Raw genomic sequence first — 22,767 nt, forward strand, 5'->3', positions numbered from 1 at the left:
CTGGAATTTACGGAAAAAATCACTATAAGAAATGAGGAATTTATTCAGTATGGAATGGCGTAATATATATCGTGGATTTTGTATGGGCGTTAGTGATTTAATTCCTGGTGTGAGCGGCGGTACAATCGCTGTTGTGTTAGGAATTTATGAACAATTGCTTGCGGCAATTAGTGGGTTCTTTAGTCGTGAATGGAAAAAACATTTGGGATTTTTAATTCCTCTTGCTGCTGGCGTGGCGGCAGCGTTTTTAACGCTAAGTCACGTTATTAAATATTTACTTGAAAATCATCATGAACCAACTCAATTTTTCTTCCTCGGTTTAATTATTAGTATATTACCAATGTTAATGAGAGAAGCTGATGCAAAGGCGACGTTTAAAGGTAAGCATATCGCTTTATTAATTGTTGCAGCAATTCTTGTTGCAATAACAGCATTCTTTAAGCCAGATAAGGCAGCAGATCCAATTACGACGTTAACAATTCTAAATGCAATCGGTTTATTTTTCGCAGGATGGATGGCTAGTATGGCTATGCTTCTTCCTGGAATTAGTGGATCGTTTATTTTATTAATTATCGGTGTGTACCCAACAGCGATTAATGCGTTAACTACACTCAATTTACCATTAATCGTAGTTATTGGTGCCGGTGTTATGGTTGGATTTGTTGTAAGTAGTAAAGGAATTAGTTTTTTACTAGATCGTTATAAAAGTATGACATTTGCGGCAATTATTGGGCTTGTTATCGGTTCGATTGTAATTGTGTTCCCTGGTATTCCAACTGGTGGATTTTCAATTGTAAGTTCAATTATTACCTTTATTTTAGGATTTGCGATTGTGGCTTATTTCGGTAAGAAATAAGAGCTCTAATCCCCTTGACGATAAAATTCGTTAAGGGGATTTTTTATATGATTCATTGGAAGTCAAAGCATTTAGATTGTTTGTTATGGAAAGCTTTTCTACAATTGTTGAGTAGATATGCTTAACGAAAGAGGACTGGCTCCTTCGTTGTAGCAAACTGTTTTTGATAGTATAATGAAATGAGTATGCAGTTAAGAATTTTACTGCAAGTAGCTGAGGTGAAGAAACATGCAAAGAGTGACAAACTGTGTGTTAATTAGAGATAATGAAGTACTCTTACTTCAAAAACCTCGCCGAAATTGGTGGGTTGCACCGGGCGGGAAAATGGAGCGCGGTGAGACGGTAAGAGATTCAGTTGTTCGCGAATATCGTGAAGAAACAGGTATTTATTTAAAAAACCCAGCGTTAAAGGGGGTCTTCACCTTTGTCATTCAAGAAGGTGATAAAGTAGTCTCTGAATGGATGATGTTCTCCTTTTTAGCAACGGATTTTGCAGGAGAAAACAAACTAGAGAGCGAAGAAGGCATCATTGGTTGGCATACATTTGATAAGATTGATGATTTAGCAATGGCGCCAGGAGATTATCACATTATTGATTATTTAATTAAAGGAAATGGCATAATCTACGGTACATTTGTATATACCCCAGATTTTGAGTTGCTTTCATATCGATTAGATCCGAGTTAAACCGTCAAGGAGTGGATACGATGACAGAAAAAAATGATATAAAAATGGTAATTATTACAGGGATGTCTGGAGCTGGAAAAACAGTAGCTTTACAAAGTTTTGAAGATTTAGGATATTTTTGTGTAGATAATTTACCGCCGATGTTATTGCCAAAGTTTATTGAGCTTATGGCAGATTCAAAAGGGAAAATGAATAAAGTAGCACTTGGCGTTGATTTACGTGGTCGAGAGTTTTTCGAACATTTATGGGGAGCACTTGATGATTTATCAGAACGTACATGGATTATTCCTCATATTTTATTTTTAGATGCGAAAGATAGCACGCTTGTAACTCGTTATAAAGAAACGAGACGTTCGCATCCACTTGCGCCAACTGGTTTGCCGTTAAAGGGAATCGAAGCGGAGCGTGGTTTATTAACAGATATGAAGGCGCGAGCGAATATTGTGCTTGATACATCGGATTTAAAACCGAAAGAATTACGAGAAAAAATTGTTCACTTGTTCTCAACAGAAACTGAGCAAGCATTTCGTGTAAATGTTATGTCGTTTGGATTTAAGTACGGAATTCCAATTGACGCAGATTTAGTATTTGATGTTCGATTTTTACCGAATCCATATTACATTCCACATATGAAGCCATTAACAGGACTAGATGAAGAAGTTTCATCGTATGTACTGAAATTTAATGAGACACATAAGTTTTTAGAGAAATTGACAGATCTCATTACTTTCATGCTGCCTCATTATAAAAGAGAAGGCAAGAGTCAACTTGTAATTGCAATTGGATGTACAGGTGGACAACATCGTTCTGTTACGCTTACAGAATACCTTGGGAAACATTTGAAACCAGAGTATAGCGTTCATGTATCTCATCGTGATGTGGAGAAGAGAAAGGGCCATTAAGGGATGAAAAAAGAGAGAAAACCTAAAATTGTCATCATGGGAGGAGGAACTGGACTCTCTGTTTTATTACGAGGATTAAAGCAATATCCTGTTGATATTACAGCAGTTGTTACAATCGCTGATGATGGTGGCAGTTCAGGTAGATTACGTGATGAGCTAGAAATTCCACCCCCAGGTGACATTCGTAACGTACTTGTTGCATTATCGGATGTAGAACCATTGGTGGAAGCTTTATTTCAGCATCGTTTCACAACAGGAGATGGACTGAAAGGTCATGCGTTAGGAAATTTACTATTGGCAGGCATGACTTCGATTACAGGAGACTTTTACCATGCGATTACGGAAACGAGTAAAGTATTAAATGTCAGAGGGCGTGTATTGCCAGCAGCGAATCAAAGTGCGGTACTTCATGCGGAACTAGAAGATGGAGAAATTGTAACAGGTGAATCAAAGATTCCTTATTACGGAAAGAAGATTAACCGTGTCTTTTTAACTCCGGAAGATGTAGAGCCATTGCATGAAACGTTGGCTGAGATTAAACGAGCTGATTTACTTGTTTTCGGTCCGGGAAGTTTGTATACGAGTATATTGCCGAATTTAGTTGTTAACAAAATTGGGGACGCTGTTCTTGCTGCAAAAGCGAAGAAGGTATATGTATGTAATGTTATGACGCAAGCGGGTGAAACGATGGGATATACAGCGTTTGACCATGTGCAGGCGTTGCATGATCATTTAGGGCAACCATTTATCGATACAGCAATTGTAAATAACCGTGAGATTCCTTGTGAATTACGTGAGTTATATGAGGAAGAAATGTCGGCACCAGTTGTAGTGGATGAGGACCGTTTTGCTGAAAATAATATTAATGTAATTCAAGATCAATTAGCGAAGTACGATGATCGTGTTGTAAGGCATGATACATTGAAGTTAGCTTCTATTTTATATTCACTATTATAAATGTGCGTTGCCTCGTTTGAGGTAACGCTCCTTCATTCATATAGGACAAGATTTTTGTTCCACAATAATAGTATAAGGAGGTGTTGACTGTGTCATTTGCATCAGAAACAAAGAAAGAGTTGACGAATCTTGAAATGAAGGAATGCTGTGAGAAAGCAGAATTATCAGCGTTGCTTCGAATGAACGGATCACTTTCTTTTTCAAACCGTCGTCTATCTATCGATATTCAAACAGAAAATGCAGCAATTGCAAGAAGGATTTATACGCTTTTGAAAAAAGGATATGACGTGACGGTAGAATTACTTGTTCGTAAAAAAATGCGACTGAAGAAAAATAATGTATATATTGTGCGACTTGTTGAGAAGTCTCGTGAAATATTAGCGGATCTTCATATTGTTCGAGACGACTTTTCATTTATTCGAAATATATCACAAGAATTAATTGAGAAAAAATGTTGCAAACGATCGTATTTACGCGGTGCATTTTTAGCAGGTGGTTCAGTAAATAACCCAGAAACATCATCTTATCATTTAGAGATCTTTTCGTTATATAAGGAACATAATGATGCTATATGTGAACTGATGAACGGATTTGATTTAAATAGTAAGACGTTGGAAAGAAGAAAAGGGTACATTACGTATTTGAAAGAAGCTGAGAAAATTACGGAGTTTTTAAATATTATAGGTGCTCATAATGCACTTTTAAGATTTGAAGACATTCGAATTGTGCGCGATATGCGTAACTCAGTAAATCGTCTAGTGAACTGCGAAACAGCCAATTTAAATAAAACAATTGGTGCAGCACTAAGGCAGATTGAAAATATCCGCTATATTGATGAGACGGTTGGTCTTGATATTTTGCCGGATAAACTACGAGAAATTGCACAACTAAGAAGAGATTATCAAGATGTAACATTGAAAGAATTAGGTGAGATGGTATCCGGGGGGAAAATTAGTAAATCGGGTATTAATCATCGTTTGCGTAAAATCGATGAAATTGCAGAGAAATTACGCGCGGGGGAAACGGTAGCAAAAAAATAAGAGGTTAAAGGGGAAATGGAGCTGTGGTTCAAAAACAAGTTAAGGTTGCATTAAAAAACGGTTTACAAGCACGTCCGGCTGCGTTGTTTGTACAAGAGGCAAATCGCTTTCATGCGGATATTTTCATTGAGAAAGATGGAAAGACAGTGAATGCAAAGAGCATAATGGGGATTATGAGCTTAGCAATCGGAACTGGCAGCATAATAACAATTACAACAGAAGGTTCAGATGCAGAAGGGGCTTTAGAAGCATTAGCTGCATATGTACAATAAAACTGCTATCGCATATGTGCGATAGCTTTTTTGTTTTTTGCTGTTTGCTGGGCAGTAAGATCCCGACCTCAAAATTCAGCGGAAGCAAGAAGTCAGGTGGGGGTATGTAGGGGGGCGTGCTTGTCGAGAATTGTCGGTAAGTCGATATGTTGTGTCGAACCGTCGATATAATTAAAAAATCGCCGATATAATTTGAGTTACGGTCGATATATTTGAAAAATCGCTGATATATCCAGGTAGGTACCGGGAGGGGTATATTCGTGCGGAAATCTAACCAGAAAAAAGCGCCCTGTAATAGGGCGCTTCCGCTTTTTGTTATATCCAGCTCCAGCGGCTAGAATGTTCGGTGGCTTCGCTTCTTCCGCCGAGGTAAAAAGCACCTCTTTGTCAGAAGCTCCATCCTCCTCACATTCTGAACGAGCCGCTTCCGCTTTTAGTTATTAACGATTTGTAAAGATTTTATCGATTAAGCCGTATTCTAGAGCTCTTTCTGCTGTCATGAAGTTGTCGCGGTCTGTGTCGCGTTGTAGAACTTCAAGTGGTTGACCTGTACGGTCAGCAAGAATTTGGTTTAATTTTTCACGTAAGAATAGGATACGTTTTGCAGCGATTTCGATTTCAGTCGCTTGACCTTGTGCACCGCCAAGTGGTTGGTGGATCATTACTTCACTGTTAGGAAGCGCGAAACGTTTTCCTTTTTCACCTGCTGCTAGTAAGAATGCACCCATAGATGCCGCCATACCGATACAGATTGTTGATACTTGCGGTTTAATAAACTGCATTGTATCGTAGATTGCCATACCTGCTGTGATAGAACCACCAGGGCTGTTAATGTAGATATGAATATCTTTTTCTGGATCTTGAGATTCCAAGAATAAAAGCTGGGAAACGATTGAGTTTGCTACGTTGTCATCAATTGCACTACCAAGCATAATGATGCGGTCTTTTAATAGTCGAGAGTAAATATCGTAAGCGCGTTCTCCACGATTTGTTTGTTCAATTACTGTAGGAATTAAATTCATCTGTTATTTCCTCCTTCTAAAGCTTTCTTAGTCTTATAATACAATTATGGTCAATAAAGGTCAAACGAAACCACTTTAAATCAAAAAAATATGTAGTTGTACCAAGAATTATTCGCTATGTTTTTGAAATTCCCTGCTTATGTATCTTCAACATCTTAACCGAATTAAATAAATTTAAACGTTATGAAAGCTTTAGAAAAAAAGAAAAGAACGCTATTTTACTGAAGCGTTCTTTCGATATTTATGGGCAGTAAGACTCCCGCCTCAAAATTCGGCTGGAGCAAAGAAGTTAGGTGGGAGATTAACTGCCCGTAAATGCCCGATTGGTGAGGGCTAATAATATGCCCCCCACTGATTAAAGTTTTACTTTATTCTTTTAAAAGATAGGTTACTTTATTTAAAATCTTTTCAACTTGTTTCGCGTTTTTACTGTACATTTCACTTGCTGATTTCGATTTTGTTTCTAAAGAAAATAATTCAAGATCAGCATGACATTTTTTTAAAGATGCCAATAGTAAAGGTTTGTTTTGAGGAGAAGGCATTTGAAGTTTATCATTATAAATGTCGATAGTCAGTTGCCCATACGAATCAACTTGACCAAGAAAGACGTTTTCGATAACGACACCGAGTTTTTCTAGTTCTGAATGTAACCAAGCGCGGTTATGTCCGCTAGAGGAAAGTGGTTCATCTAGTACATTTCCATCCATAATAACGGTTTGTGGTTCTTTTTCATTCGGGACTTTTAAACTGATGTCTTTCGCTGTAAGTGGTTGACGATCTTTCTTCAATAATACATTTAACTCCCCGCTAGGTTCTAGTACGGCAAATTCTACATCAGCTATGTTGAATGCACTTTTTCCTCGGAGAAGCTCGAGCAATTCGTCGCTTGTATACTTTTCTTTCTTTAAGTTATCTTCAAGTATTTTTCCATCTTTTATTAATACGGTAGATTTCCCTTCAAAAAAATCTCGAGCTGTTTTGTTCTTTAAGGAGAGGATTCCTGTGAAAAAAGGTACCACAGCAAAAATGAGTATCGCAAAGACGCCGTGGAAAAATTTTGAATCGAGCCCTGTAGATACTTGGGCAGCAATATCACCAATTGTCATTCCAGCTATGTATTCGAAAAAGGAGAGCTGGGAGATTTGTCTTTTCCCTAGCCATTTTGTAATAGCAAATAGCATGATTAGTATGAATACAGAGCGGAGAATGACGAGTGTCCATTCGGGTAGGTGAGACATAGTCAATTTCCTCCAGTTTACTTAAAACCCTTTATATTGAGGTTCTTCACGTTCTAATAGTGAAACTCTATCTTTTAGATCAGTGATGACACTGTCCATTTCTAACATGCATTCATGAAAGACGCGTTTTGATTCTTCATCTGCGGAATTTAAAGAAAGGGAGCTTAAACTTGCTTGAGCGCCCCTTAAACTAGCAAGACACGTTTTTACGCTAGCGATAACAGTCATACAAACACCTCTTATCCTTTTGGTTTAAATAGTAATGCACCGATGAAGCCGAAAATGATAGCTGCTGATACACCAGCGCTCGTTACTTTAAACATGCCAGTAATGACGCCAACGATTCCGTGCTTTGCAGCTTCTTCCATCGCGCCATGAACGAGGGCGTTTCCGAAACTTGTAATCGGTACAGTTGCTCCAGCCCCAGCGAAATCAATTAATGGTTCATATAGATTGAATCCATCTAATATAGCCCCAGCGACAACGAGTGTTGCCATTGTATGGGCAGGAGTAAGTTTACCCACATCAAACATAAGTTGACCAATTACACATATAAGTCCACCGATGACAAAAGCCCAGAAAAAAATCATTGTGTTGCACCTCCAAATTCAATCGAAACGGCGTGAGCGATACATGGAATCGTTTCTTCTTGTTGGAATGTAATCGGAGATAGTAAAGCGCCTGTCGCAACGACAAGTATTTTATTAAATTCTCCTCTTTTCATTCGATTTAATAAATGCCCGTACACGACTGTTGCTGAACAGCCTGGGCCACTTCCGCCGGCTATTACAGGTTGACCTTCTCTGTAAATGAGTAGTCCGCAATCTTGAAATTGTTCATTTGTTACTTTTGTCCCATGTTTATGTAGTAAGTCATAAGCAATTTCGCGTCCAACATGTCCGAGGTCGCCTGTTACGATTAAATCGTAGTGAGACGCATCGAGATTTCTTTCTCTTAAATGAGCTTCAATTGTATCGACAGCAGCGGGAGCCATCGCGCCTCCCATGTTAAATGGATCCGTTAATCCCATATCAACAACTCGCCCGATTGTTGCAGATGTTACCCTAGGGCCATGTCCAGTATCGCTCAAAATAGCGGCTCCTGCTCCGGTAACTGTCCACTGGGCGGTAGGAGGTTTTTGGCCCCCATATTCAGTTGGATAGCGGAATTGTTTTTCTACGGCAGTATTATGGCTTGAAGCACCAGTTAATAAATATTTCGCGCCTTTCGCATTTACGATACTTGCACCAAGTGCTAAGCCTTCCATAGAAGTAGAGCAGGCACCGAATAAACCAAGATAAGGCGTGCCAAGTGTGCGGCATGCAAAGCTAGTAGGTGTAATTTGGTTAATTAAATCTCCAGCGAGAACGAATTGAATATCATCTTTCCGAAGTTTCGCTTTTTCTGTAGCACGGCTACAAGCTTCTTCAAACAAAATTTTATGTGCTTTTTCATAGGAATCTTGTCCGAGCCATAAATCTTCATGAAGGGTATCGAAGTCTTCAGGGATTTTTCCCTTTGCCTCAAATGGGCCACCGACTACACCTGTTGAGATGATAACTGGTTTGTTTTCGAATACCCATGTTCGGTGTCCTTGTAACATTTATAGCCCTCCCCATTGAAAGAGAATCGTTTTAATAAGAGCGATGACAAAAGCTGAAAATACGCCAAATAAGATAACCGATCCTGCTAGTTTAAACATGTTACCACCAACACCGAGAACGAATCCTTCTGTACGGTGTTCAATACATGCGGCAATAACAGAGTTTCCAAATCCAGTAACGGGAACAGCGGTACCAGCACCAGCAAATTGCCCAAGGCGATCGTAGACGCCAAACCCCGTTAGTAGCATAGAGATAAAAATAAGAGTTGCAACTGTAGGATTCCCGGCAGAGCGTTCAGTGAAATCAAAATAAGTAATATAAAAGGTAGAAATTAGTTGGCCTATTAGACAAATTAATCCCCCGACGAAAAAAGCTTTTATACAATTTTTTAAGACGGGGCGCTTTGGTTCGCGTTCTTGCGCGAATTTTTTATATTCCTGTTGCACAGGTGTTAAATTTTTATCTTTACTAGACATTTGAATCCTTCCTTCTCTTTTAGAAAGCTTAAATATTAGATCCCATTTCTGATTGGATGAGTTTCAATTGATCTTTAATGCCATCCTTGCTTACTTCCTTTTTCTTAATCTTGTTTTCAAGATCTTTTATAAGCATAAAAATCTTTTTGTCTGTACTTACACGAATATCGAAAGTAGGGTTTTCATCACTTAGCTTCTTTTTTAATTTACTTCGCAATGGCTTTAAACCAAATCTTTCGTGATGTTCAGGTTTGACGGCTATGTAAAGATCTAAATTCGTATTCACTGCGGTAGCTTCTATAATTCCCTCCATAGCGAGAGCCTTTTTTTTAGCTTCTTGCGATATAGATTGATTAAAGGATTCTGTACTCATTTTTGTTAACTTAGGACCCTTGTCTTCTTCCGTTCGTTTAGCTTCTTCTTTTTTTACCTTTTTATCTAATGGGCTATTATCACATCCGGTAAGTGAACCGAATAGGAGCATAAATAACGCGGTTATGATTCCGAGTTTTCGCATTATAATCATTCCATTTCTATTGCAGTATGTAATGTGATAGAAAAAGGATGACTGCAAATCATCCCTTTTCTATTTCGCTATATAAGCGATTTGTTATTGCTGTGAGTATTGCGGTTCTTCTTGTTGGACTTCTTCAACGCGCGGGTTTAAAGAATCGATAATTGTTTGAGTTTGCTGCGCAGCTGTTTGGAAAAGTTGCTTTGCTTGTTGGTTATCCGTATCAAGAGCGAATCCCTCTAAGCTAGCTTGTGCACTTTTTAATCCAGAAACAGTTTGCTTTAGTTTTGTAATTACAGTCATTGAATGAAGCCCCCTTTGGAATATCAATTCAAAAGTTATAATTTGTGAATTGGGGTGAATTTATGATTGGAAAATTTAGGGGAGAGCGATTTACTTATATACTCTTAGCTAAGGGGTATAAAGGATTAAGGGGATATTTTTATTGATTTAGATGGATTTTATTGCTATTATTATGAGAAGAAAATGAAGTGTTTTTTATAATCATGCGCCCATAGCTCAGTCGGATAGAGCGGTGGTTTCCGGTACCACGTCTGCCGGGGGTTCGAATCCCTCTGGGCGCGTAAAAAGGTCTGAACTTACAAATGTAAGTTCAGACCTTTTTTTATTATACCTTGTTATATCTGGTGATAAGATTTACTATTAGTATGTGGTAATAATTTTGTGCGTTATTATTTTCTTTCAATATTATTCGTTTTTCGGTTGTAAGATGTAAATCTGATTAATACATATAAATTAATAATATTTTGGAATGGGTGTCTGTGATAGCATTCTCCTTTTACCAAACTTATTGTACAATAGAAACAAGGGGGAGATTAGTTTGAAGGCAAGTCTTTTACAAGAACAAAGCTTACGTTTGGCAATGACACAAGAGTTAAGGCAAGCGATTACAATGCTCCAGTATAATGTACAAGAATTATCGGAGTTTTTGTATGAGCAATCGTTAGAGAATCCCCTTATTGAGTTAGGTGGTTTTGAGAGGGAGAAGAAAAAGAGCTCTAACACAAGTAAAAGTACCGGCAAACAAGTCGAGAATCAAATGGAAATCTACAGTGTGGATTCTACAACGATTCAGCAACATTTATTAAATCAAATACAGTATTATAAAATAGATGAGGAAGAGCGAAAAGCGGCTTCTTTCATTATTATGAACATGGATGGAAATGGCTATTTACAAGAAACGAATGAAGAGTTAGCAGAGCTTCTTTCCGCACCAATGGATGTAGTAGACCGTTCTGTGGAGCTTGTCCAATCACTTGAGCCAGCAGGGGTAGGGGCACGTGATATTCAGGAATGTCTAACCTTGCAATTGAAGCGCTTACAAAGACGGAATGGTTTAGCTGAGGAAGTTATAGAGGAGCAATTTGCTTATTTCGTGAAGAAAGATTGGCGAAAGCTCGTTCAAGTGTTGAAGTGTAGTAATGAGGAATTACAGGATGCGGTAAATTGTATAACGTCATTACAACCAAAACCAGGTCTTGCATTTTCTTCCGATAAACCACTTTATATCGTGCCTGATATGGCTGTGAAAAAAGATGGGGATCATCTCGTTTTACAGATGAATGAGAGAAATATGCCGAGAATTGAAATTCACTCTGAGTATAGTGCGCTTCTAAATAATAGTGAAAGTGAAGTTGCTTCTTACGTATCCGAGAAGTATCAGCATGTACAATGGATTATGCGCAGTTTGAAACAAAGAAAACAAACACTCTTACAAGTAATGGGCATTATAATGGAAAAACAACGTGATTTCTTCTGGAAAGGTCCAGAATATTTAAAACCACTTGCTTTAAAAGAGGTAGCAGAAGAGCTAAGTGTGCATGAATCTACAATTAGTCGTGCAACGCGTAATAAATATGTGCAAACGCCACATGGCTTGTTTGAAATGAAAGCATTCTTTAGTACAGCTGTTTCGACGACGGAGGATGAAGCTATTTCGACGAAGCGGGTGAAACAATTGATTCAAACACTTGTGGAAGCGGAGAATAAGAAAAAGCCACTTTCGGATCAAAAGATTTCAAAATTGTTAGAAGAAGAGCATGAAATCGTTATTTCTCGAAGAACAGTTGCGAAATATAGAGAACAAATGCATATTCCAGCTTCGTCTCTAAGAAAAACAATTGGATAGGTGAAAAAGATGAAAGTTGTACTATATACAAAAAAAGATTGTGGTCTTTGCGTGAAGGCGAAACAAGTTTTAAAGGAAGTACAATGTGAATATTCTTTTCAAATTGAGGAAATAGATATATATGAAGATAATGACCTTTTAGAAAAATATCACTTAATGATTCCGGTTGTAGAAATAGGCGGAAAACAGGTGGAATATGGGAACATTCACAAAGGTTTCATAATAAACTATATAAACAATTCAGTTAAGAGTTGAATAAGTTTCTATCTCCTGTTACAATAATACACGTAGCAGGGATTATTTTTTTAACTTATGTGGGACACAAAATGTCACTACGGGACATAAAATGACCACGAAGAAAATTGAACCAATGTAGTGAGGAGAAAAGATATGCGCTCATGGATTCAGAACACAAAAAAATTATTACCTGATCTGCTACCTGTTATGCAAACGAGAATGCAAGTACTTCAGTACATTAGGCTTATGCAGCCGATTGGAAGAAGAAACTTATCAGCAAGTCTCGGTATGACAGAACGAGTATTGCGAAGTGAAGTTCAAGTTTTGAAAGAACAAAACTTAGTTCACGTCGCTTCTTCTGGAATGACTTTGACAGAAGAAGGAACAACTTTAGTTCTTGCTTTGGAAGACTTTATGAAAGAAATTTCCGGGTTAAAGGTTTTAGAGAAACAACTTAAGGAAACATTAGACTTGGATGAAGTTTTCGTTGTCCCTGGTGATAGTGATGAATCACCTTGGGTCAAACTGGAGATGGGCCGTGCTTGTGTGACTTGTATAAAAGACCGTTTGACAGCGAATAATATCGTTGCTGTGGCTGGAGGAACTACGCTAGCTGCTGTTGCGGACATGATGCAGCTTGATTGCAAAGATTTACATATGCTATTTGTCCCAGCTCGTGGTGGAATTGGAGAAGGTGTTGAATTAGAAGCCAATACCATTTGTGCCAAGATGGCGCAAAATACGATGAGTAATTATCGCTTATTGTATGTTCCGGACCATGTAAGTAGCGAAGCATATGCGTCTATTGTGACAGAGCCTTCCGTGAAAGAAGTTCTTGAGTTGATTCGATCTTCCAATATCGTCATTCATGGAATAGGTGATGCGTTAACAATGGCACGTCGCAGAAATACTTCAGAAGCAGATTGGTTAAAGATTCAGGCAGGCGAAGCAGTGGGCGAAGCTTTCGGTTACTACTTTAATGAACAAGGCAATGTTGTTCATAAAGTAAGAACAGTTGGTATGCAACTAGAAGATTTACAAAATGTATCTCACGTTGTTGCAGTCGCTGGAGGTTCTTCAAAGGCAAAGGCAATACAGGCTGTAATTAAGCAAGGGCACACTTCAATTCTAATTACAGATGAAGGTGCAGCAAAACAATTAACAAAGGGTATTACCCTTTAATATAATCCCCCAAGGAGGAAATTCAAATGACTAAAATTGGTATTAATGGATTTGGACGTATCGGACGTAACGTATTCCGCGCAGCTCTTAACAACTCTGAGGTAGAAGTAGTAGCAATCAACGACTTAACAGATGCTAAAACATTAGCTCACCTTTTAAAATATGACACAGTTCACGGAACTTTAAATGCAGAAGTATCTGCTAACGAAAACAGCATCGTTGTTAACGGTAAAGAAATTAAAGTTATCGCTGAGCGTGACCCAGCTCAATTACCATGGAGCGACTACGGAGTAGAAGTAGTAGTAGAATCTACTGGCCGTTTCACTAAAAAATCAGACGCTGAAAAACACTTAGGTGGATCAGTTAAGAAAGTTATCATCTCAGCTCCAGCTTCTGACGAAGATATCACTGTAGTTATGGGTGTTAACCACGAACAATACGATGCAGCTAACCACAACGTAGTATCTAACGCTTCTTGTACTACAAACTGTCTAGCTCCATTCGCTAAAGTATTAAACGAAAAATTCGGCGTAAAACGCGGAATGATGACAACAATTCACTCTTACACTAACGACCAACAAATCTTAGACTTACCACACAAAGATTTACGTCGTGCTCGTGCAGCAGCTGAAAACATGATTCCAACATCTACTGGTGCTGCTAAAGCTGTAGCATTAGTATTACCAGAACTTAAAGGAAAATTAAACGGTGGAGCTGTACGTGTTCCAACTGCTAACGTTTCTCTTGTTGACTTAGTTGTTGAACTTGACAAAGAAGTAACAGTTGAAGAAGTAAACGCAGCATTCAAAGCAGCAGCTGAAGGCGAATTAAAAGGTATCCTTGGATACAGCGAAGAGCCATTAGTATCTATCGACTATAACGGATGTACAGCTTCTTCTACAATCGATGCATTATCTACAATGGTAATGGAAGGTAACATGGTTAAAGTACTTTCTTGGTACGATAACGAAACTGGTTACTCTAACCGCGTAGTAGACTTAGCAGCATACATGACTTCTAAAGGTCTTTAATTCTTAATAATATAAGTAATCAATGACAAAACGAGGGAGAGGGTTTGTTCCCTCTCTCTCTTCTTTAATTTTAGAAGCAAATGTGTTAAGCTTTTGAATGGGTTTTGTCAATCCTAACTAGTAGTCGGAGGGAAATCCAATGAACAAAAAATCAATTCGTGATGTAGATTTAAAAGGTAAGCGTGTATTTTGCCGCGTTGATTTCAACGTACCTATGAAAGAAGGCAAAATTACAGATGAAACTCGTATCCGTGCAGCTCTTCCTACAATTCAATATTTAGTAGAGCAAGGTGCGAAAGTTATTTTAGCAAGCCACTTAGGTCGTCCAAAAGGTCAAGCAGTAGAAGAATTACGTCTTACTCCAGTAGCAGCACGTTTAGGCGAGCTTCTTGGTAAAGATGTTAAGAAAGCGGACGAAGCATTCGGACCAGTTGCACAAGAAATGGTTGCAGCAATGAACGAAGGCGACGTATTAGTTCTTGAAAACGTACGTTTCTATGCGGGCGAAGAAAAGAACGATGCAGAACTTGCGAAACAATTTGCAGCTCTTGCTGATATCTTCGTAAACGATGCATTCGGTGCAGCTCACCGTGCTCACGCTTCTACAGCAGGAATCGCAGACTATCTACCAGCAGTATCTGGTTTATTAATGGAAAAAGAGTTAGATGTATTAGGTAAAGCACTTTCTAACCCAGAACGTCCATTCACAGCTATCATCGGTGGTGCGAAAGTAAAAGATAAAATCGGTGTAATTCGTCATCTATTAGACAAAGTAGATAACTTAATCATCGGTGGTGGACTTGCTTACACATTCGTTAAAGCTTTAGGTCATGAAATTGGTCAATCTCTATGTGAAGACGACAAGATTGAACTAGCTAAAGAATTTATGCAACTTGCAAAAGAAAAAGGCGTAAACTTCTATATGCCAGTTGATGTTGTAATCACTGAGGAATTCTCTGAAACTGCAACGACTCAAATCGTTGGTATCGACTCTATTCCTTCTACATGGGAAGGCGTGGATATCGGTCCTAAAACATGTGAAATTTATGCAGATGTAATTAAAAACTCTAAGCTTGTTGTATGGAATGGACCAATGGGTGTATTCGAAATGACTCCATTCGCAGAAGGTACAAAAGCAGTAGGACAAGCATTAGCAGATGCAGAAGATACATACTCTGTTATCGGCGGTGGTGACTCTGCAGCAGCTGTTGAAAAATTCGGTATGGCTGATAAAATGAGCCACATTTCTACTGGCGGCGGTGCGTCATTAGAATTCATGGAAGGTAAAGAACTTCCAGGTGTAGTTTGTCTTAACGACAAATAAGTAGCAGCCAAAGAAAAAGGACGGTGCAAAGCATGCGTAAACCAATTATCGCAGGTAACTGGAAAATGAATAAAACTCTATCTGAAGCAGTTAGCTTCGTAGAGGAAGTTAAAGGTCAAATCCCAGCAGCTTCAGCTGTTGATGCAGTAGTTTGCTCTCCAGCTCTATTTTTAGAGCGTCTTGTAGCAGCAACTGAAGGAACTGACTTACAAGTAGGTGCACAAAACATGCACTTCGAAAAAAATGGTGCATTCACTGGCGAAATTAGCCCAGTAGCACTTAGCGACTTAAAAGTAGGCTACGTAGTACTTGGCCACTCTGAGCGTCGTGAAATGTTTGCTGAAACAGATGAGTCAGTAAACAAAAAGACTCTTGCAGCATTTGAACATGGTTTAACACCAATCGTTTGTTGTGGTGAGACTTTAGAAGAGCGCGAAAGCGGAAAAACATTTGATCTAGTAGCAGGTCAAGTGACAAAAGCACTTGCAGGTTTAACAGAAGAGCAAGTTAAAGCAACTGTTATCGCTTATGAGCCAATCTGGGCTATCGGTACAGGTAAATCTTCTTCTTCTGCAGATGCAAACGAAGTATGTGCGCACATCCGTAAAGTTGTTGCAGAAGCTGTTTCTCCAGAAGCTGCAGAAGCTGTTCGTATTCAATACGGCGGTAGCGTAAAACCAGAAAACATTAAAGAGTATATGGCACAATCTGACATCGACGGCGCTTTAGTTGGCGGTGCTAGCTTAGAGCCTGCTTCGTTCTTAGGTCTTCTGGGGGCGGTAAAATGAGAAAGCCAACAGCTTTAATCATTCTTGATGGTTTCGGACTACGTGAAGAAACTTACGGGAATGCTGTAGCACAAGCTAAGAAACCTAATTTTGATGGTTACTGGAACAAATTCCCTCACACAACGCTTACAGCTTGTGGTGAGGCAGTAGGTCTTCCAGAAGGTCAAATGGGTAACTCTGAGGTTGGTCACTTAAACATCGGTGCTGGCCGCGTAGTATATCAAAGCTTAACACGTGTAAACGTTGCAATTCGTGAAGGTGAGTTCGACAAGAACGAAACATTCCAAAATGCAATTAAAAGCGTAAAAGAAAAAGGTACTGCTCTTCATTTATTCGGTTTACTTTCTGATGGTGGTGTGCACAGTCACATGAACCACATGTTTGCTCTTCTTCGCTTAGCAGCAAAAGAAGGCGTGGAGAAAGTTTATATCCATGCATTCTTAGATGGCCGCGATGTTGGACCACAAACAGCAAAAGGTTATATCGATGCAACAAATGAAGTAATTAAAGAAACAGGAGTAGGACAATTCGCGACTATCTCTGGTCGTTATTACTCCATGGACCGTGACAAGCGTTGGGATCGCGTAGAAAAATGTTACCGTGCTATGGTGAATGGTGAAGGCCCTACTTATAAATCAGCAGAAGAGTGTATAGAAGACTCTTATGCAAATGGTATCTACGATGAATTCGTATTGCCGTCTGTAATTGTTAACGAAGATGACACGCCAGTTGCAACAATCAATAATGATGATGCAGTTATCTTCTATAACTTCCGTCCAGACCGTGCAATTCAAATTGCTCGTGTATTTACAAACGAAGACTTCCGTGAGTTTGATCGTGGTGAAAAAGTACCTCACATTCCTGAATTCGTTTGTATGACACATTTCAGTGAAACTGTAGATGGTTACGTGGCATTCAAGCCAATGAACCTTGATAACACTTTAGGTGAAGTTGTTGCGCAAGCGGGATTAAAGCAACTTCGCATCGCGGAAACTGAAAAGTATCCGCACGTTACATTCTTCTTTAGCGGTGGTCGTGAGGCTGAATTCCCAGGAGAAGAGCGCATTTTAATTAACTCACCGAAGGTTGCAACGTATGATTTGAAACCTGAAATGAGCATTTACGAAGTAACGGACGCTTTAGTAAATGAAATCGAAAATGATAAACATGATGTTATCATTCTTAACTTTGCGAACTGTGATATGGTTGGCCATTCTGGGATGATGGAACCAACAATTAAAGCAGTAGAAGCAACTGACGAATGTTTAGGAAAAGTTGTAGAAGCGATTCTTGCAAAAGATGGTGTAGCACTTATTACTGCTGACCATGGTAATGCTGATCAGGAGTTAACTGCTGATGGTGGACCAATGACAGCTCATACAACTAACCCGGTTCCTTTCATCGTTACAAAAAATGATGTAGAGCTTCGTGAAGGTGGTATTTTGGGAGATATCGCTCCAACAATGCTTACACTTTTAAATGTGGAACAACCGAAAGAAATGACAGGTAAAACAATCATTAAATAATTTGCTTATATAAAAAGGAGAGAATTTATTATGTCAACAATTATTGATGTTTATGCTCGCGAAGTCCTTGACTCTCGTGGTAACCCAACTGTAGAAGTTGAAGTTTACACAGAAAGCGGCGCTTTCGGACGCGCTATCGTACCAAGTGGTGCATCTACTGGTGAGCACGAAGCAGTAGAATTACGTGACGGTGACAAATCTCGTTACCTTGGTAAAGGTGTTATGAACGCAGTAAACAACGTTAACGAAGCAATCGCTCCAGAAATCGTTGGTTTCGACGTAACTGACCAAGCTGGTATCGACCGTGCTATGATCGAATTAGATGGCACTCCAAACAAAGGTAAACTAGGCGCTAACGCTATCCTTGGTGTATCTATGGCAGTAGCTCACGCAGCAGCTGACTTCGTAGGTCTTCCATTATACCGTTACCTTGGTGGATTCAATGCAAAACAATTACCAACTCCAATGATGAACATCATCAACGGTGGTTCTCACGCTGATAACAACGTAGACTTCCAAGAGTTCATGATCTTACCAGTTGGTGCTCCAACATTCAAAGAATCAATCCGTATGGGTGCTGAAGTATTCCATGCACTTAAAGCTGTATTACATGACAAAGGTCTTAACACTGCAGTAGGTGACGAAGGTGGATTCGCTCCAAACCTTGGTTCTAACCGTGAAGCTCTAGAAGTAATCATCGAAGCTATCGAAAAAGCTGGTTACAAAGCTGGCGAGAACGTATTCTTAGGAATGGACGTTGCTTCTTCTGAGTTCTACAACAAAGAAACTGGTAAATATGACCTTGCAGGCGAAGGCCGTACTGGCTTAACTTCTGCAGAAATGGTTGATTTCTACGAAGAGCTTTGCAAAGACTTCCCAATCATCTCTATCGAAGATGGTTTAGACGAAAACGACTGGGATGGTCACAAATTATTAACTGAGCGTATCGGTGATAAAGTACAATTAGTTGGTGACGACTTATTCGTAACTAACACTCAAAAACTTGCTGAAGGTATCGAAAAAGGTATCTCTAACTCAATCTTAATTAAAGTTAACCAAATTGGTACTTTAACTGAGACTTTCGAAGCTATCGAAATGGCTAAACGTGCTGGTTACACAGCAGTTGTATCTCACCGTTCTGGTGAAACTGAAGATGCTACAATCGCTGACATCGCAGTTGCAACTAATGCTGGCCAAATCAAAACTGGTTCTATGAGCCGTACTGACCGTATTGCTAAGTACAACCAATTATTACGCATCGAAGACGAACTAGGCGAAATCGCTGTTTACGATGGTTTAAAATCTTTCTACAATATCAAACGATAATTGTAGAAAATAACGACAGACCGTGAGAAATCACGGTCTGTTTTTTTTGCTAAAATTTTTCACCTGTCATAAGCGACATAAAATGTTTAAAGAAGCGGTTATAATCAAAATCAATTGCGATTTGATGACTCGGCAAATCAATAAATGGCTTTGGCTGCACTAAAGAGCGAAATTCTCCTATAGTTGCTCCCTGTGCATAAGATTCTGTCATGACAACAATCGGTGACTGGTGATAAGTGAACATAGAGTTATCAAATAAAGCGAGTATTGGTATTGTGTCATGAAATGGGCTTCCCTTTAAATGCGGCAGGGTACCTTTATAATATCCGTAGTAATAGTGATCGAAAAGAGGTTTGACGAGGGGGGCTTTGCCTTTTGCTTCAATGTATTTAGCCATGTCAGGTGTAACGATGGAATACTGCGTTACATTTAACGGGTATATGTACATGTTAGATGCGGATTGTAATACAATGTTAGCCGCGATTGGATCGCCATAAAAATTTGCTTCCGATATTGGAGTAACATTACCTGGATGTAAAAAGGAACCGCCCATTATGTAATAAGACTGGATTTGCTGCATTAAGTTTTTACATAAAATAAATAAAATAGCTAGGGAAGTAAGGCGCCCTAAACTAACGATGACTAGTTCGTCTTTATATTGTTCAATAAGAGGAATAACTTCAAAGAAATTCTCCATTTCTCCGTTTTGTAACTTTTCATTTGGGATGATTGGTCCTAATCCTTCTTTACCGTGAACATCGGTAAAAAAAGCGGGCGGACTTCCATTGAGAGGACGTTCTGAACCACCAAATATTTTTATATCTCGATTTTTTGATTTCTGTTTAAGAAAATGAGCATTTTGTACGGCCATTTCTTTTGGGACATTGCCGTAATCAGCGACAATCCCAACGATTTCAATTTCATCGATAAAGAATGCGAGTAGGAGGGCTATCGTATCGTCGATTCCAGGATCACAAAAAATGAGAACTTTTTTAGACATATGTTCACCACCTATTCTTATATGTATGTGTGCGAGAGGGAAGGTAGAATATAAACAAAAGGATTTGTTTTATTAAAATAGTAACGTTTAAAATTCAGAAAATATAAACTTTACATAATAGGTCAAGGTTTTTGACGTAAAATTTGTTCGGAAACGTAGTCATATCAAGGGTGTAAGCGCATAATGTGATGCATTTTTGCTGTCAAGTTGATAAATTGCAGCTTTTTACAATTTATACTATGATAAAGATATTAATAGAAGATCGTATAAATATGAGGGATGATGAACATGAAATTTACAAAGATTCTTGTCCAAATTGCTGCTCTTTATGTGCTTTATATGGTTGGAAATTGGGTGCAAGAGATGGTGAATCTTCCGATTCCAGGAAGTTTGATTGGGATGTTTCTCTTACTTGTTTTACTTAGCCTAAAAGTACTTCCAGTGAAATGGTTTGATTTAGGAGCAGAAACACTCGTTGCTATTATGCCGTTTTTATTAATTCCGCCAACGCTCGGCCTAATGAATTACGGTGCTTTTTTGATGAATAAAGGAATTTCTCTTTTTATTACAATTATAGCGAGTACATTTTTAATTATTATTGCCGCAGGACATACAGGACAATATCTTGCGAATAGAAAGGAAAAAGAGACACAATGAGCCAAATATTAATCGGAATTGGTTGGGTTCTTTTTACGATGCTATTATATCAATTATCTAAAAAAATCTATAAATTATTTCCAACACCATTTACTATTCCAATGCTTGTAGCGACGGGGTTAATGGCTTTCTTATTTATAGTACTTGATATACCTTATCAAAATTATATGGAAAGCGGTGGTGGTTGGATTGCGGAATTACTTGGACCAGGTGTTGTAGCATTCGCAATCCCGCTCTATAAACAACGCCATGTTCTGCAAAAATACGTTGTACCAATTGCTGGCGGTGTAATTGTTGGAACGACAGTTGCGATTGCAAGTGATATGGTTATCGCAACACTTATGGGAACAGATAAAAGCTTAATTTTATCTTCTTTACCAAAGTCAGTGACAATGCCAGTTGCGATGAGTGTATCAGAACAAGTGGGTGGTGTCCCGTCCTTAACAGCGGCTTTCGTCGTTATCGCAGGGATTACTGGAACGATTACGGGACCAATTTTGTTAAAATGGAGCCGCGTTACAAACTCGGTTGGTAAAGGGATTGGCTTTGGATGTGCGTCTCATATTATGGGTGTTATGAGAGCGATGAAAAATAATGAGCATGAAGGTGTTATTGGATCGGTAACAATGACATTAACAGCAATTTTAACATGTGTGCTCGGACCATTATTTGCAATGATGTTTATGTAATAGAAGAAAAGCGAGAGCGACCCTATAGCTCTCGCTTTTCTATAGGATTTGTGCTACAGTTAAAATAACTGAATCTTTGTAGGAGGTACGCCAAGTGCATACGTTATTATCCGTTTTACTTATTATTGTATCGATTTTAATAATTGTTATGGTACTTATGCAGTCTAGTAATAGCTCAGGCCTTTCAGGTGCTATTTCAGGCGGTGCAGAGCAATTATTTGGTAAGCAAAAAGCACGTGGGATTGAAGCGGTATTAAACCGTATTACAGTTGTTTTAGCTGTATTGTTCTTTACACTAACAATTGCTGTTACGTACTTAAACTTATAAAATTAAAAGAAGAAGCGTTAGCGGATTATGCTAATGGTTCTTCTTTTTTTAATTTGTTATTCGAAAAAAGTTTCTAATTAGATTATAGAATTATAAATATGGTACACTAAGAATAGAAAGAATACGACTAGATTACAGAAGAGAAAGAGGAGAAGTACATGATGAAATTAGCATCTCCAAAACCATTTACATTTGAAGGTGGAGACCGCGCTGTTTTATTATTACATGGATTCACAGGGAACTCAGCTGACGTACGCATGCTTGGACGTTTTTTAGAGAAGAAAGGCTATACTTGTCATGCGCCAATTTATAAAGGACACGGTGTACCACCAGAGCAGCTTGTTCATACAGGTCCTGAAGATTGGTGGAAAGATGTAATGAATGCCTACCAGCATTTAAAAGATCAAGGTTACGAGAAAATAGCTGCGGTTGGATTATCATTAGGTGGAGTATTTTCATTAAAACTTGCTTATACATTACCGATTTTAGGTGTTGTACCAATGTGTGCACCTATGTACATTAAAAGTGAAGAAATTATGTACCAAGGTATATTGGCATATGCCCGCGAATATAAAAAGCGTGAACAAAAATCATCAGAGCGAATTGAGCAGGAAATGTTCGAATTTAAACAGACACCGATGAATACATTAAAAGCATTACAAGAGTTGATTCGTGACGTACGCAATAATGTTGATATGATTTATGCTCCAACATTCGTTGTACAAGCACGCCATGATGAGATGATCAATACAGATAGTGCTAACATTATTTATAACGGTGTAGAATCTACGTTAAAAGACATTAAATGGTATGAAGACTCTACGCATGTCATTACACTTGATAAAGAACGTGATGTGCTACATGAGGATGTATATAACTTCTTGGAGCAACTAGATTGGTAAGGTCTAGTTGCCTCTTTTTTTCATAAGGGAATTTATTAGCCCGATTGGTGTGGGCTAATA

27 protein-coding genes and 1 tRNA gene are annotated in these 22,767 nt (G+C 38.6%); 19 read left to right on the forward strand and 9 right to left on the reverse strand.

All coding sequences use genetic code 11. From position 1 onward, the window contains the following. The first annotated feature begins 49 nt into the window (after positions 1 to 49). The 6 genes from COC96_RS23745 (at position 50) to COC96_RS23770 (ending at position 4,714) form a co-directional block, all read left to right on the forward strand. Entirely contained in the window at positions 50 to 856 is an 807-nt protein-coding gene (locus tag COC96_RS23745) for a DUF368 domain-containing protein (protein ID WP_098268276.1), read from the forward strand. Positions 857 to 1,084: 228 nt separating this feature from the next. After that, complete coding sequence (locus tag COC96_RS23750; RefSeq protein ID WP_001190080.1) at positions 1,085 to 1,543, forward strand: NUDIX hydrolase; 459 nt, start codon at positions 1,085 to 1,087, stop codon at positions 1,541 to 1,543. A gap of 20 nt (positions 1,544 to 1,563) precedes the next feature. After that, entirely contained in the window at positions 1,564 to 2,445 is an 882-nt protein-coding gene (gene rapZ / locus COC96_RS23755; RefSeq protein ID WP_097904159.1) for an RNase adapter RapZ, read from the forward strand. Between the two features lie 3 nt (positions 2,446 to 2,448). Further along, positions 2,449 to 3,402 carry a gluconeogenesis factor YvcK family protein gene (locus COC96_RS23760; protein WP_097904160.1) on the forward strand — a complete coding sequence of 318 codons (954 nt, stop codon included), beginning with the start codon at positions 2,449 to 2,451 and terminating at the stop codon, positions 3,400 to 3,402. Between the two features lie 89 nt (positions 3,403 to 3,491). Continuing rightward, positions 3,492 to 4,442: a DNA-binding protein WhiA gene (gene whiA / locus COC96_RS23765; protein ID WP_000006563.1), complete on the forward strand. Its 951-nt coding sequence runs from the start codon at positions 3,492 to 3,494 to the stop codon at positions 4,440 to 4,442. Between the two features lie 23 nt (positions 4,443 to 4,465). Further along, complete coding sequence (locus COC96_RS23770) at positions 4,466 to 4,714, forward strand: HPr family phosphocarrier protein (protein WP_097904162.1); 249 nt, start codon at positions 4,466 to 4,468, stop codon at positions 4,712 to 4,714. Positions 4,715 to 5,154: 440 nt separating this feature from the next. Here the strand turns inward: COC96_RS23770 and clpP are convergent, their stop codons facing one another. From clpP to COC96_RS23810, 8 genes are all read right to left on the reverse strand, one after another. Next, on the reverse strand, positions 5,155 to 5,736 hold the full coding sequence (gene clpP / locus COC96_RS23775) for an ATP-dependent Clp endopeptidase proteolytic subunit ClpP (protein WP_001049156.1): 582 nt from the start codon (positions 5,734 to 5,736) through the stop codon (positions 5,155 to 5,157). A gap of 368 nt (positions 5,737 to 6,104) precedes the next feature. Further along, positions 6,105 to 6,974, reverse strand: a complete 870-nt coding sequence (locus COC96_RS23780; RefSeq protein WP_098769506.1) for a DUF421 domain-containing protein — start codon at positions 6,972 to 6,974, stop codon at positions 6,105 to 6,107. A 21-nt stretch (positions 6,975 to 6,995) separates the two neighbouring features. After that, positions 6,996 to 7,202, reverse strand: a complete 207-nt coding sequence (locus COC96_RS23785) for a DUF1657 domain-containing protein (RefSeq protein ID WP_097904164.1) — start codon at positions 7,200 to 7,202, stop codon at positions 6,996 to 6,998. A gap of 11 nt (positions 7,203 to 7,213) precedes the next feature. Continuing rightward, positions 7,214 to 7,564, reverse strand: coding sequence for a stage V sporulation protein AE (gene spoVAE / locus COC96_RS23790; protein WP_000575919.1), 351 nt, complete (start codon positions 7,562 to 7,564; stop codon positions 7,214 to 7,216). After that, positions 7,561 to 8,577, reverse strand: coding sequence for a stage V sporulation protein AD (spoVAD, locus tag COC96_RS23795; RefSeq protein WP_098268280.1), 1,017 nt, complete (start codon positions 8,575 to 8,577; stop codon positions 7,561 to 7,563). The genes spoVAE and spoVAD overlap by 4 nt, the downstream gene beginning before the upstream one ends. Continuing rightward, a complete protein-coding gene (gene spoVAC, locus COC96_RS23800) occupies positions 8,578 to 9,054 on the reverse strand; it encodes a stage V sporulation protein AC (protein WP_098268281.1) in 477 nt (158 codons plus the stop codon). 28 nt (positions 9,055 to 9,082) lie between these two features. After that, positions 9,083 to 9,571 carry a YhcN/YlaJ family sporulation lipoprotein gene (locus COC96_RS23805; protein WP_098769508.1) on the reverse strand — a complete coding sequence of 163 codons (489 nt, stop codon included), beginning with the start codon at positions 9,569 to 9,571 and terminating at the stop codon, positions 9,083 to 9,085. Positions 9,572 to 9,664: 93 nt separating this feature from the next. Further along, the gene (locus COC96_RS23810) at positions 9,665 to 9,871 is read right to left on the reverse strand and encodes a DUF1657 domain-containing protein (protein WP_000216166.1); all 207 of its coding nucleotides are present in this window, start codon (positions 9,869 to 9,871) and stop codon (positions 9,665 to 9,667) included. A gap of 205 nt (positions 9,872 to 10,076) precedes the next feature. Here COC96_RS23810 and COC96_RS23815 point away from each other — a divergent pair. From COC96_RS23815 to eno, 9 genes are all read left to right on the forward strand, one after another. Beyond that, positions 10,077 to 10,152: transfer RNA gene (locus COC96_RS23815), tRNA-Arg, on the forward strand. 257 nt (positions 10,153 to 10,409) lie between these two features. Then, positions 10,410 to 11,717 carry an RNA polymerase factor sigma-54 gene (rpoN, locus tag COC96_RS23820; protein WP_098769510.1) on the forward strand — a complete coding sequence of 436 codons (1,308 nt, stop codon included), beginning with the start codon at positions 10,410 to 10,412 and terminating at the stop codon, positions 11,715 to 11,717. Between the two features lie 9 nt (positions 11,718 to 11,726). Then, positions 11,727 to 11,972, forward strand: a complete 246-nt coding sequence (locus COC96_RS23825) for a glutaredoxin family protein (RefSeq protein ID WP_098268284.1) — start codon at positions 11,727 to 11,729, stop codon at positions 11,970 to 11,972. A 135-nt stretch (positions 11,973 to 12,107) separates the two neighbouring features. Further along, positions 12,108 to 13,136: a gapA transcriptional regulator CggR gene (gene cggR / locus COC96_RS23830; RefSeq protein ID WP_098268285.1), complete on the forward strand. Its 1,029-nt coding sequence runs from the start codon at positions 12,108 to 12,110 to the stop codon at positions 13,134 to 13,136. A gap of 26 nt (positions 13,137 to 13,162) precedes the next feature. Continuing rightward, positions 13,163 to 14,167, forward strand: coding sequence for a type I glyceraldehyde-3-phosphate dehydrogenase (gene gap / locus COC96_RS23835; RefSeq protein WP_000161236.1), 1,005 nt, complete (start codon positions 13,163 to 13,165; stop codon positions 14,165 to 14,167). Positions 14,168 to 14,306: 139 nt separating this feature from the next. Next, positions 14,307 to 15,491, forward strand: coding sequence for a phosphoglycerate kinase (locus COC96_RS23840; protein ID WP_098268286.1), 1,185 nt, complete (start codon positions 14,307 to 14,309; stop codon positions 15,489 to 15,491). Positions 15,492 to 15,523: 32 nt separating this feature from the next. Beyond that, positions 15,524 to 16,279: a triose-phosphate isomerase gene (gene tpiA / locus COC96_RS23845; protein WP_001231042.1), complete on the forward strand. Its 756-nt coding sequence runs from the start codon at positions 15,524 to 15,526 to the stop codon at positions 16,277 to 16,279. After that, positions 16,276 to 17,805 (forward strand): 2,3-bisphosphoglycerate-independent phosphoglycerate mutase, encoded by a 1,530-nt coding sequence (gene gpmI, locus COC96_RS23850; RefSeq protein WP_098769512.1) that lies wholly within the window; start codon positions 16,276 to 16,278, stop codon positions 17,803 to 17,805. Before tpiA ends, gpmI begins: the two co-directional genes overlap by 4 nt. A 30-nt stretch (positions 17,806 to 17,835) precedes the next feature. After that, complete coding sequence (gene eno, locus COC96_RS23855; protein WP_002124088.1) at positions 17,836 to 19,131, forward strand: phosphopyruvate hydratase; 1,296 nt, start codon at positions 17,836 to 17,838, stop codon at positions 19,129 to 19,131. A 49-nt stretch (positions 19,132 to 19,180) separates the two neighbouring features. On the opposite strand, the gene COC96_RS23860 is transcribed toward eno, so the two are convergent. Next, a complete protein-coding gene (locus COC96_RS23860) occupies positions 19,181 to 20,131 on the reverse strand; it encodes a nucleoside hydrolase (protein ID WP_098769514.1) in 951 nt (316 codons plus the stop codon). A gap of 279 nt (positions 20,132 to 20,410) precedes the next feature. Between COC96_RS23860 and COC96_RS23865 the strand changes: the two genes are divergently transcribed. The 4 genes from COC96_RS23865 (at position 20,411) to COC96_RS23880 (ending at position 22,707) form a co-directional block, all read left to right on the forward strand. Continuing rightward, complete coding sequence (locus COC96_RS23865) at positions 20,411 to 20,788, forward strand: CidA/LrgA family holin-like protein (protein WP_176538778.1); 378 nt, start codon at positions 20,411 to 20,413, stop codon at positions 20,786 to 20,788. Next, complete coding sequence (locus COC96_RS23870) at positions 20,785 to 21,477, forward strand: LrgB family protein (protein ID WP_098268289.1); 693 nt, start codon at positions 20,785 to 20,787, stop codon at positions 21,475 to 21,477. The genes COC96_RS23865 and COC96_RS23870 overlap by 4 nt, the downstream gene beginning before the upstream one ends. Before the next feature lie 94 nt (positions 21,478 to 21,571). Continuing rightward, on the forward strand, positions 21,572 to 21,805 hold the full coding sequence (secG, locus tag COC96_RS23875) for a preprotein translocase subunit SecG (RefSeq protein ID WP_088232038.1): 234 nt from the start codon (positions 21,572 to 21,574) through the stop codon (positions 21,803 to 21,805). A 161-nt stretch (positions 21,806 to 21,966) separates the two neighbouring features. Continuing rightward, a complete protein-coding gene (locus COC96_RS23880; RefSeq protein WP_180234969.1) occupies positions 21,967 to 22,707 on the forward strand; it encodes an alpha/beta hydrolase in 741 nt (246 codons plus the stop codon). The last annotated feature ends 60 nt before the right edge of the window (positions 22,708 to 22,767 follow it).

This window comes from Bacillus cereus (genome assembly GCF_002577405.1).
GTDB lineage: Bacteria > Bacillota > Bacilli > Bacillales > Bacillaceae_G > Bacillus_A > Bacillus_A cereus_AU.

Coding starts and splice junctions, on each gene's coding strand:
- COC96_RS23745 (WP_098268276.1), top strand. CDS start 50: ATGGAATGGCGTAATATATATCGTGGATTTTGTATGGGCGTTAGTGAT.
- COC96_RS23750 (WP_001190080.1), top strand. CDS start 1,085: ATGCAAAGAGTGACAAACTGTGTGTTAATTAGAGATAATGAAGTACTC.
- rapZ (WP_097904159.1), top strand. CDS start 1,564: ATGACAGAAAAAAATGATATAAAAATGGTAATTATTACAGGGATGTCT.
- COC96_RS23760 (WP_097904160.1), top strand. CDS start 2,449: ATGAAAAAAGAGAGAAAACCTAAAATTGTCATCATGGGAGGAGGAACT.
- clpP (WP_001049156.1), bottom strand. CDS start 5,736: ATGAATTTAATTCCTACAGTAATTGAACAAACAAATCGTGGAGAACGC.
- COC96_RS23780 (WP_098769506.1), bottom strand. CDS start 6,974: ATGTCTCACCTACCCGAATGGACACTCGTCATTCTCCGCTCTGTATTC.
- COC96_RS23785 (WP_097904164.1), bottom strand. CDS start 7,202: ATGACTGTTATCGCTAGCGTAAAAACGTGTCTTGCTAGTTTAAGGGGC.
- spoVAE (WP_000575919.1), bottom strand. CDS start 7,564: ATGATTTTTTTCTGGGCTTTTGTCATCGGTGGACTTATATGTGTAATT.
- spoVAD (WP_098268280.1), bottom strand. CDS start 8,577: ATGTTACAAGGACACCGAACATGGGTATTCGAAAACAAACCAGTTATC.
- spoVAC (WP_098268281.1), bottom strand. CDS start 9,054: ATGTCTAGTAAAGATAAAAATTTAACACCTGTGCAACAGGAATATAAA.
- COC96_RS23805 (WP_098769508.1), bottom strand. CDS start 9,571: ATGCGAAAACTCGGAATCATAACCGCGTTATTTATGCTCCTATTCGGT.
- COC96_RS23810 (WP_000216166.1), bottom strand. CDS start 9,871: ATGACTGTAATTACAAAACTAAAGCAAACTGTTTCTGGATTAAAAAGT.
- COC96_RS23825 (WP_098268284.1), top strand. CDS start 11,727: ATGAAAGTTGTACTATATACAAAAAAAGATTGTGGTCTTTGCGTGAAG.
- cggR (WP_098268285.1), top strand. CDS start 12,108: ATGCGCTCATGGATTCAGAACACAAAAAAATTATTACCTGATCTGCTA.
- gap (WP_000161236.1), top strand. CDS start 13,163: ATGACTAAAATTGGTATTAATGGATTTGGACGTATCGGACGTAACGTA.
- COC96_RS23840 (WP_098268286.1), top strand. CDS start 14,307: ATGAACAAAAAATCAATTCGTGATGTAGATTTAAAAGGTAAGCGTGTA.
- tpiA (WP_001231042.1), top strand. CDS start 15,524: ATGCGTAAACCAATTATCGCAGGTAACTGGAAAATGAATAAAACTCTA.
- gpmI (WP_098769512.1), top strand. CDS start 16,276: ATGAGAAAGCCAACAGCTTTAATCATTCTTGATGGTTTCGGACTACGT.
- eno (WP_002124088.1), top strand. CDS start 17,836: ATGTCAACAATTATTGATGTTTATGCTCGCGAAGTCCTTGACTCTCGT.
- COC96_RS23860 (WP_098769514.1), bottom strand. CDS start 20,131: ATGTCTAAAAAAGTTCTCATTTTTTGTGATCCTGGAATCGACGATACG.
- COC96_RS23865 (WP_176538778.1), top strand. CDS start 20,411: ATGATGAACATGAAATTTACAAAGATTCTTGTCCAAATTGCTGCTCTT.
- COC96_RS23870 (WP_098268289.1), top strand. CDS start 20,785: ATGAGCCAAATATTAATCGGAATTGGTTGGGTTCTTTTTACGATGCTA.
- COC96_RS23880 (WP_180234969.1), top strand. CDS start 21,967: ATGAAATTAGCATCTCCAAAACCATTTACATTTGAAGGTGGAGACCGC.